Source organism: Nocardioides sp. Soil805 (assembly GCF_001429625.1).
Classification (GTDB): Bacteria; Actinomycetota; Actinomycetes; order Propionibacteriales; family Nocardioidaceae; genus Nocardioides.
The window spans coordinates 1-9243 of the sequence record NZ_LMSU01000009.1; the positions used below are offsets into that span (position 1 = coordinate 1).

A 9243-nucleotide genomic window follows, 5' to 3' on the forward strand; every position below is an offset into this window, starting at 1 on the left:
GCTCCCATCCGTGGTCAACGCCCGCGCACCCGTCCCATCACCACGCGCGATCCACACGTTGTAGCCCGAGATGTACACAATCGTCCCGGCAGACGTACCTCGCTCTGAGACAGTCGATGACTGCGGTTCCGCGTCCACGGCTGTGGCGGGGCCGGCGGTCAGTCCTGCGGCTACGACGGCCAGGGCAAGGCTCGTCCGTCCGGCATTGAGAAGTTGGCAGGTCATGTGTTGCGCTCCGTCGTCTCGGTGAGTAGTCAGAAGCAGACTCACCTGCCGCACTGTGGTTGCTCTTGGGAAGGGCTGGACTCAGCCCTTCTGCACGTGAGACCGGCCAGAACTCTCGCCAGTTCGCACGGCCTGGTGAACATCGGCCAGTGACCCGAAGCGAGGTTGACGTAGTCGAGGTGCTTGACCGCCGACAGCTCAGGGGCATGACGCTCGGCACCCACTCATGGGCCTCGTCCGGAGTGAACTCCGGGCAGACGAGCGTGACGGGCACGTGGCATCGCCGCTCGTCACTGACGTGCAGGATGCCCTGGGCGACCGCGCCGGGCACCGGGACTGCAGTCACGGTCACTGTTTCTGGAGGTCGACGGACACGTCGTTGGTGTGCTCACCCGCGAAGAGACCACCACCGGGGGAAGGAGACGAGACCGTCGACCACGGGGAAGGCGGCGGCGTAGGGCTCGCCCTCGGGTCGACCGAATCCCCCGATCATGGCGACCCTGGACGCCTGATCGGGCCGCGCGTCGGCGGCGCACCAGGCCAAGCTGCAGGCCGCGGAAAGGCCTACGACCAGCACGGGCGCGTCGCAGCGGTCCACAGCGGCCGCCACCGCCGCCACCGGGTCGTCCAGCGTCGCAACGAGCGCACCGTCCCCCTGCCCCGGCAAGGTCACGGGTCGCGGTCGGTGACCCAGCCTCTCCACCTCGGGGACGACGAGGTCCCATGCCGAGTGGTCGAACCACAGTCCTGCGATCAGGACGATGTCCATCTGGTTTCCGTTTCGGCGCGAGGTAGGTCTTTCTCGGAAGGCAGCGGCAGTCGCAGTGGCAGGAGGGTGATGCCGCTAGGAACCGCGCGGCCACTCCGTGGCGAGCACTGCGTAGTGGTATCCGTCCAACCAGCCTCGATCGCGGTGCAGTGCCTCGTTGCGGCCGTGGCCCTCGCGGCGCATGCCAAGTCGCTCCATGAGCCGCCAGGAGGGGACGTTGTCGGCAATACAACTGGCGTGGACGCGGCGCACGGTGAGCTGGAAGAAGCAGGCTTCGATCAGGGCAGCGACGGCCTCGGTGGCCAAGCCGCGGCCCCCGTGCTGGGGGTCGAGGACCCAACCGATCTCTGCCTCGGCTGCGACGCCGGCGCTCGCGACCTCGGCCTGAGCCCACGCGTCATGCACATGCAAGTAGAGGTCACCCACCACCACTCCCTCGTGCTCGACGACAAGCGTGCGCTCCAGACGAGGCGACTCGACGAAGGCCGACGCGTAGACGTCCCTGGTGGGGGCGCTGCGGGGAAGCCATTCGAACACTTCGGGTAGCCGGCGGTAGTTCCAGGTCGCCTCTACGTCCTTCGGTGTCGCGGGGCGGATCGTGAGCCTGTTCGACCGAATCGGCCACCTCACGTCGGTGCTTGCTTCGTCCACGATCTGCTCCTTCACTTCGGTCCCTTGATCTCTGGCTGTGATGGCACTCGCTGCGGGCGTGGCGGCGAGCTTCATCCTGACTGGCTCGAGCTCCTCACCGCCGGAGAAGCACGCGCCCCCTCCCCGGGGGGACTGGGAGGGGGCGCGCTGCGGTCGGCGCCCGGTCAGGGTCGGGTCCGTCCGCTCCCCTGCTCACTCATCGAACACCGCGGTTGGCGATCGACTGCTTCCGGCCAAGCGATCGCACATCACGCACGATCACCGGCTGCGGGACAAGGCCCTTGCGGGGATGGGCCGAGCGAGCCAGGTCTGGGTGGCCGAACTGCAGGCACGGTGTCACGTCAGGCGGACGACACGGGCTCCGCCTGCCAGCTTGTCGTGCCACCCGCGGCCGTGCGTCTCATCGCTGTTGATACCGACTGAGATGGTCACGACCGCTGCCACAGCGGCGACTCCACCGAGCAATGGTCCGACAACAGGCACGACGGCCGCGACTCCGCACGCCAACCAGACATTGCGTGTCACCGCTTGGACAAGGCTGATGTCGCCACCGTCAGGACCCACCACGTTGACGCCCAAGCACCTCTTCCCCAGCGTCTGGCGGCCACCGCTTTCGCCGTAGGCGAAGTACGCCACGTAGATGGCAGCGTTGAGCACGCCGCTGAGTGCCGTTCGCACGTAGGAATCCACTCCCAGGGGGGTGGTTCGGTCGAGGCCCAGCAACATGGTGACGACGGAGGCGGCGACGGCCAGGACCAGGCCATCCACCAGCCGCGCGGCTGCACGCCGAGGCAGGGAAGCAGCTATCCCTGCACGTGCACCACGATCGGGATCGACGGCCAAGGGCGAGTCAGGCTGGTGGTGTTGGTCCATGTCATTTCCCTGCTCCGATAGATGGACGCGCCCTCGACCCACGAGTCGAGCAGCGCCTGGCTTGAGCCTCGGTCCCGTCCCTGCAGTCCCACTGCGCGCCGGCTGGCCTCGACAGTCCAGCGGTGTCGCAGTGGCCCAGCCCATCGTGGGCCTTGTCGCCTGCACCTCAGGAGGGTTCATGTCATCCGCACGGGACATCCACATCGAGAAGCGCGTCGCAGAGGTCAGGGTCGACCACGTCACGATCGGTTCAGCGACCCGCGCCATCCTGGTCAGGCCCGCGGATCACGGACGTCGGGACCATCGGCCAGGAATTCTGTGGCTGCACTGGCTGGGACACAACCGGGGCGACTCCGGACAGTTCCTCCCCGAAGCCATAGGCCTGGCGCGAGAAGGCGTCGTCTCGCTCCTGCCACAGGGGACCTTCCCATGGCACTCAGATCCAACCGGAGGCTCCACCGACGCAGCAAGGGTGCTCCAGCAGCTCCACGAGGTTGAGCACGCACTAGCGGCGTTGCGCCGCCTGCCCGATATCGACCCGGGCAACGTCGCCGTCGTCGGACACGACTACGGCGCCATGTACGCGTTGCTGCTTAGAGACGCGGCTGCGAAGCTGCTCGTCGCTGCCACGCCCGACGCCGACTGGGCGACGTGGTTCCTCACGTACTGGCCCCTTCACCCAGCGGATCGACAGTCCTATGCCCGGACGCTCGCGGGACTGTCACCTCTCGAAGCCGCCGCCTCCTACGGACCTCGCCTGTTCCTCCAGTGGGCCGGCAAGGACGAGTATGTCGGCGACCAGGTGCCTGCGCTCTACGCGAATGCCGCACCGAAGGCACGCGCCGTCACCTACGACTACGACCACCAGCTGGGCGACACGGCCATTACGGAACGCGTGGCCGCCCTCCGCGCAGCCCTCATCGGCGGCCAGCAGACCGCACCGGCTGTTGCGGCACGTAGGTGACTCCGCGTCAAAGGGGCAGATCGCCGCTCGCGCGATGGCCCGCTCCACGACCGTGACCAGCCTGGTCACATCCGAGGCGTCAGCTCGACGGTAGGTAGGTGCGAGCATGGGGGCGAGCTCTCCCAGTGCGCCCACCAGCTGGATCTCGGGTGCAGGTCCACGCGACACGTCGCCTCGTCCTCCGCAGTCACACGACGCCAACCGCTGACGCGGGCGGACCTGCTGCCTCCGGAGCACGTAGCAGACAGCTGCTCAGCCGACTCAAGGATCGTTGGAGTGCGCGGAAGGACATGCCGGCGAACGTCAGGTGCTCCACCAGACCATGACCGACCGTCGCCCGCCCCGGAGAAACCACCGTGAACTTCTTGACCTGGGAGCGCCACATGGCGTCGTTGCCCCAGTCCAGGAGGAGCGAAGCCACGGCATGGGCTGGACGCGAAACGGTTGTCGTCGACGTCGCGCGTCCTACCCGGTCAGGGTCAGGGCCTGCTCGTCACCCATAGGGTGACGACTCCGGCGATGACCATCGTGCCGTCGTCGAGCACGCCACGCACAGCGACGTGGACCTCGGGGTCGGAGTCGATCCATGCGTCGGGGCTCGTCTCGGCGGTACACGTGACGGGGCCGCGAGCCATCGAGGTGTACTCCACCTGCATACGTCGGGGAATCCACCGCATGGTCGGAGGCACGGTGGCCTCGGCGAGGGTCCCGGCCGCCGTCTCCAGCCCGGTACACAGAGCTGTCGCATGCACGTTGCCCAGGTGGTTGCGCACTCGACGCCTGTTCGCGACGCGGAGTGCCACGCGGTGCGGTTCCACGCTGACGAAGCGAGGCTTGATCGCGGCTGCGAAAGGGGTCTTGATGGCGAAGAGCGTCGAGAAGAGCCATGGTCCGACGAGTGGCACGCGGCTGATCCGTCGCCACAGGGAGACCACGGGATTCGTGCGGACCTCGTGATCCGAGGACCGGGAGCCGGCCTGAGGCAGGGTCTGTGGAGGCACCCGCCTCACACCCCCGGCCGCGTTGGTGAGACGCCACCGAACGCCCAGGTCTCCAGCTCACGAAAGGCCTCCGCGCTCGCGGACAGCTCCTGGTCCGCGCGGTCGTTCCACCCGGCCGCGACCACCGTCGCCGTCTCGAGAGGTAGCTCGTGGACGAGCCAGGGCAGACCATGCCCGCGGACCTCGCGCGGAGCCGTCTCGAACAACCGGTGCTGGCTCTCCTTCCATGCACGCGACGCGACATGGCGCCGCATCAAGGGGACGACGTCGTCCTCCTCGCAGTCCAGCGACTCCTCGAGTGCACCGCACGCCGCTCGGACGCGGGCCCGGAGAGTGGCGAGTGCATCCTCGTCGCGGGTGTGGGCAAGGCGCTCGAAGACCGGTCGGGAAGACTCGATCATGGCCTCCACGCTGTCCGCTCGTCTGCGCGTGATCGCGAGCGTCGCCTCGACGTGTAGTCGCGATCCCTCTTCGACCGCAGCGGAGAGAAGGGGCCACAAGTGCAGTCGCTCCCACTGGAAGCAGTGCTGGACGAGGACGGCGAAGAGATCCCAGCGGGCACACAGTGCCTCCCAACGGCCACGCTCGGCGACAGGGGTGCCGTCCACGTGGTCCAGGAAATGTCGCAGGTCGCGTCGCAGGCCGTGGTGCACGGCGAGCAGGAGGGTCAGGTCGGGCCGCACACGCGCCTCGCCCGATCCCCGGTGCTTTTCCTCCGTGTGGTCCTGCGCCGATGGATGATCCGCCATGTCCTGCTCCGTCTTCGTGACGTGGTTCGGGTCCTGCCACGGTCCGCGGCAGACGCCTGAAGGATGGCCACTCGGACTTCAGGAGCACTGCGGCGCCACTGCGGCGCGCTCTATGCGTGCCCCCGGACCTCAGAACCGGTAGCGGCTCCGCAGGTCCGTGAGCCAGTCCGCCCCCCGCGACATGCCCCAGCTCCCACACTGCTCGAGGGCGGCATCGGCATGGTGGCATGCCTCGTCGCTCCTGCCCGATCCTGCGGCTGCGAGGGCGATGAAGGCGTCGACCGGGCCGAGCACCCCCGTCGACCCGGCGGAGGCCACGCCACCGCTGTAGGGCCGCAGCCACCGGTACATACGATCTGACAGCTTTCGGTCGCCGACCTGCAGAGCGACTTCCGCGCTGGTGGCTGCGACAAGCATCCCCATGTAGGTGTGGTCGGGTTCAACGGTCGGCATGGAGGAGTAGAGATCGTGGGCGGCGTCCTCCAGACCCAGACGGAGCAGGGCCATGACCGCGATGAGCTCGATGGGCGCCTCCTGGTTGGGCGGGAGCTGCTTGGCGGCCTCCACGAACTCTGCAGCCCGTCCCTGCCACATGAAGGTCAGCATCTGCGACCCCGCGACGGCAGCGGGCAGGTTGGAGCCCGTGATGCGCTCCTGCAGGTCCAGCACTCGACTCAGCGAGGCGCTGGCCTCCGTATCGCGCCCGGCCAACAGCTTCAGCGGCACGCGCAACAGCTCCAGGATCACCACCACGGTGGTGTATCCGTGCCGACCTGCCAGGTCGAGCGTCCTGCCCATCACGGCCAGTGACTCATCGAGCCGGCCGGCCTCCAGCAGGGCGATCGCGTGGAGTGCCCCGCATGTCGCCTCGAAGCGCAGGCTGCCGATCGCGCGAGCCAACGATACGCCCGTCGCGGCAGCCTCCACCCTCCAGTGGACGGTCGCGGGCCGCCAACGAGCAGAGTACGCCTGTTGCAACGCCAGACAGTGCAGCTCGGGGTCCTGCAGGCTCTCGGCGATGGTGAGCGCCTCGTCCACCAGCGCGTCAAGCTCGTCAGGAGTGGAGATGTAGAAGCTCTCACCTGCGATGGTCAGGAGCAGGCGACACCTCAGGGCCTCGTCCTCCGGATCTGCGAGCGCCAGGCAACGCTGCAGCGCGTGCACCAGGTCGGCGGACACCGTGCCGTAGCGCTGGACGTGCCAGACAGATCCCTCGGGGAGGCTGGTCGCAGCCTGCGCTGCCAGGTCGGGGCGCTGCATCCTCTCGGCGACGGCGATGGCCTCGATGACGGCGGTCGCTGCTTCGTCCCAGTCGGAGGAGAGCCGACACGCCGTGGCACGCCGTTCGAGGAGAAGGAAACGCTCGAGATCGGTGCTGAGGGCATCGATGCGTTGGGACATCAACGCCTCTGCGAGGAGCTCGGCCTCCTCCACGAAGGCGAACACTTCGTGCGCGCGAGTGGCGGCCGCCGCCGTGGACCTCCACGCCTGGGAGGCATACTGCGCTCCGGCTGCGCGCCAGTGCCGAGCCACCTCGCTGCGGGCTCGCGCATCGTGCGTCACCGAATCCATCGACGCGGCGATGCGCGCATGCCAGCTGCTGCGCTCGGTCGGACGCATGGCATCAAGGACGGCGTCGCGGACGAGTGCGTGCGTGAACATCCAGGTGCCCGCCGCCTGCTCGCGCAGGATCCCGCCGAGCCGAGCGGGCTCCAGGACGTGAAGGAGGTCCCCCGAGTCACCCATGGCTCGAGACACCGTGTTGAGAGCGAATTCGCGTCCGATTACTGCCGCGACGTTGAGTGCCAGCACCGTCTCCGCCGTCAGCGTCTGCAGCCGCCTGTGCACCAGACCGGCCAAGGAAGCCGGAAGCTGGCCGTCCCGTAGCCCCGCGACCTTCAGGAGCTCGGAGACGTAGAGGGGGTTCCCGCCCGAGCGCTCATGGATGCTCGTGAGCTCCTCCTCGGAGGGAGCCGTCAGGGCGAGGTGGTCTGCCAGCTCTGTGACGTGCTCGGCCTCGAGGCCCTCGAGCTGCAGCCAGGTGCCGCCACTCCGGATGATGCTGCTCGCCAGGTCCGCCCCGGCAGCGGTATCGCCTTCGGTGCGACAGGTCACCACCACCATCAGGGGCTGCTCCATCACCCGGTCGACGACATGGCGCAGCACGCGCAACGTGGTCGGATCGGACCAGTGAGCGTCCTCGACGACGAGGAGGAGCGGGCTCTTGCACGTCACATCCCGGACGAAGCCGGCGAGCTCCTCGTACAACGCGAACCGTCCCGCCTCCGCGGCTTCGTCATCGATGGCCTCGCCTCCCCGAGCGAGCTCCGGGAGATCGATGCCGGTCTCCCTCGACAACTCGGTGAACGTCGTGACCAACGACCAGAGGGGCGGGGCGCCGTCGCCGTCGAAGCTGCGCACGGTGGCGATGCGCGCAAGCTCCTCCTGACGGACCCATCGCACCAGCTCGGCAGTGAGTCGCGACTTTCCTACTCCCCCCTCTCCCACGAGCATGAAGCAGCGGGTGTGGCCCTCGGCCGCCGTCTGCATGCCCTGCTTGAGGAGCGCCAGCTCGCGGTCCCGCCCGACCAGGGGCACCTCGTAGGGAAGCGCCAGACGGGGCCCGGGAACCAGAGCAGGACTGCTCACGTGCTTCACTTCGCCGGTTCTGGACGAGGGGTGGGCTGTCGTGCGGGTGTCGGGAATGGTGCCGATGAGCGACGGGTCCTGTCGCAGGATGTCCTCCTGCAGCTTGACGATCTGGGGACTGGGGTCGATCCCCAACTCATCGGCCAGCGTCGTCCGCAGCTGCTGTAGCACCTCCAACGCGTGGGCCTGGCGATCGTTGCGCACGAGCGCCACCGCCCACAGACCCCAGAGCTGTTCGCGCAACGGGTGGGCACTGACAAGTTCCTCAAGCGCTGCGGCAGCACCTGTCGAGCGACCCAGTGCCATGTCGATCACGATGCTCGCCGCGCGGCCGTCCACGCGCAGCGCCTCCAGTCGGCGCCGCTCGGTCGACGCCGGCGTGAAATCGCCCAGGTCCCCGTAGGCGTCGCCTCGCCAGAGCCTCATTGAGTCACTCAGATCAGCTTGCAGCCGTTCTGCGAGCGCGCTGTCACCGACGAACGAGGGTCTCATCGGGTCAGGAAGTCCCTGGATGAACGCGTGGGCCGTGCCGACGACCGACTCGAAACGGTCCGCGTCCACGTGGGCTGACGGCACCGCCAAGCGATAGCCCCCTGGCTCGTGGATCACCACCGCCGATGCCGCACGTGCCTGTCGGTGCGGCTCCAGCAGGCGGCGCAGGCTCGCGACGTACCCCTGCAGCGTGTTGCTTGCGCCGGGCGAGGGCGAGCCTTGCCACAACACGTCGATGATGCGCTCAGCCGGGAGCGTCTGTCCTCTCCACAGCACCAGCACCGCGAGCAGGCTGCGCAGGCGATGGGCGCTCAACGTCACAGCGGAGTCGTCGACCCGTGCGACGCTCGGACCCAGCACACCCAGCTCGATATGAGCACTTGTCACGACGGATCCCCCACTTGATCTGTTACCCCCTGGGAAGCCCGTATCGTAACGGAACTCTGAGGTGGTGTCTCGTCCTGCTCCCAAGAGCCTTGGTGCTGTACCTATCGCTTGATGCGAACCGGGGCGCTGGTGGCGGATCTGCTGTCGTGACCCTTGCCGCGCGCCGTGACTCGCACGGTGAGCCGCTTCCCTCGCTCCGAGCGGACCACCGTGTGGGTCCGCTTCGAGCCAGCCCTCCCGCGGATCTTCTTGCCGTCGCGGAACCACCTGTAGGTGTACGACAGCCCGGCCACGGACCACCTGCCCGGCGATGCCTTGAGCGTGCGACCGACAACACCCGTGCCCTTGATGGTGGGAAGGACTGTGTTCTCCAGGGCAGGCGTCTCGGGTGCGCTGAGGGGCGCGGAAGACCAGTGCGGCTCCGAACCGCCGGGAAGGATCAGGCTCGAGGGCACCGTGCAATCACCCGCACCCGCACGGGTC

Annotated in this window: 8 protein-coding genes; 1 reads left to right on the plus strand and 7 read right to left on the minus strand. The window is 68.1% G+C overall.

Annotated elements, in window-relative coordinates; all coding sequences use genetic code 11:
• Positions 1–613 precede the first annotated feature (613 nt).
• The 3 genes from ASG94_RS22270 to ASG94_RS21490 form a co-directional block, all read right to left on the minus strand.
• Positions 614–994 carry an alpha/beta fold hydrolase gene (locus tag ASG94_RS22270; RefSeq protein WP_200958233.1) on the minus strand — a complete coding sequence of 127 codons (381 nt, stop codon included), beginning with the start codon at positions 992–994 and terminating at the stop codon, positions 614–616.
• A 75-nt stretch (positions 995–1069) separates the two neighbouring features.
• A complete protein-coding gene (locus ASG94_RS21120) occupies positions 1070–1720 on the minus strand; it encodes a GNAT family N-acetyltransferase (protein ID WP_082624434.1) in 651 nt (216 codons plus the stop codon).
• Positions 1721–1981: 261 nt separating this feature from the next.
• Positions 1982–2518, minus strand: a complete 537-nt coding sequence (locus tag ASG94_RS21490; protein ID WP_162260851.1) for an RDD family protein — start codon at positions 2516–2518, stop codon at positions 1982–1984.
• 178 nt (positions 2519–2696) lie between these two features.
• On the opposite strand from ASG94_RS21490, the gene ASG94_RS22080 reads away from it, so the two are divergent.
• Positions 2697–3482 carry an alpha/beta hydrolase family protein gene (locus ASG94_RS22080; protein WP_162260852.1) on the plus strand — a complete coding sequence of 262 codons (786 nt, stop codon included), beginning with the start codon at positions 2697–2699 and terminating at the stop codon, positions 3480–3482.
• A 479-nt stretch (positions 3483–3961) separates the two neighbouring features.
• Here the strand turns inward: ASG94_RS22080 and ASG94_RS21135 are convergent, their stop codons facing one another.
• The 4 genes from ASG94_RS21135 to ASG94_RS22505 form a co-directional block, all read right to left on the minus strand.
• Positions 3962–4387 carry a DUF4442 domain-containing protein gene (locus ASG94_RS21135; RefSeq protein ID WP_235537363.1) on the minus strand — a complete coding sequence of 142 codons (426 nt, stop codon included), beginning with the start codon at positions 4385–4387 and terminating at the stop codon, positions 3962–3964.
• 101 nt (positions 4388–4488) lie between these two features.
• The gene (locus ASG94_RS21140; RefSeq protein ID WP_056928477.1) at positions 4489–5232 is read right to left on the minus strand and encodes a hypothetical protein; all 744 of its coding nucleotides are present in this window, start codon (positions 5230–5232) and stop codon (positions 4489–4491) included.
• Between the two features lie 129 nt (positions 5233–5361).
• A complete protein-coding gene (locus tag ASG94_RS21145; RefSeq protein WP_056928478.1) occupies positions 5362–8694 on the minus strand; it encodes a BTAD domain-containing putative transcriptional regulator in 3333 nt (1110 codons plus the stop codon).
• 167 nt (positions 8695–8861) lie between these two features.
• On the minus strand, positions 8862–9243 hold a 382-nt coding region (locus tag ASG94_RS22505; protein ID WP_235537364.1), incomplete at its 5' end, for a hypothetical protein.

Excerpts from the sequence above, each read along its gene's own strand:
- ASG94_RS21490 (WP_162260851.1), bottom strand. The coding sequence starts at position 2,518 with ATGGACCAACACCACCAGCCTGACTCGCCCTTGGCCGTCGATCCCGAT.
- ASG94_RS21140 (WP_056928477.1), bottom strand. The coding sequence starts at position 5,232 with ATGGCGGATCATCCATCGGCGCAGGACCACACGGAGGAAAAGCACCGG.
- ASG94_RS22080 (WP_162260852.1), top strand. The coding sequence starts at position 2,697 with ATGTCATCCGCACGGGACATCCACATCGAGAAGCGCGTCGCAGAGGTC.
- ASG94_RS21120 (WP_082624434.1), bottom strand. The coding sequence starts at position 1,720 with ATGAAGCTCGCCGCCACGCCCGCAGCGAGTGCCATCACAGCCAGAGAT.
- ASG94_RS22270 (WP_200958233.1), bottom strand. The coding sequence starts at position 994 with ATGGACATCGTCCTGATCGCAGGACTGTGGTTCGACCACTCGGCATGG.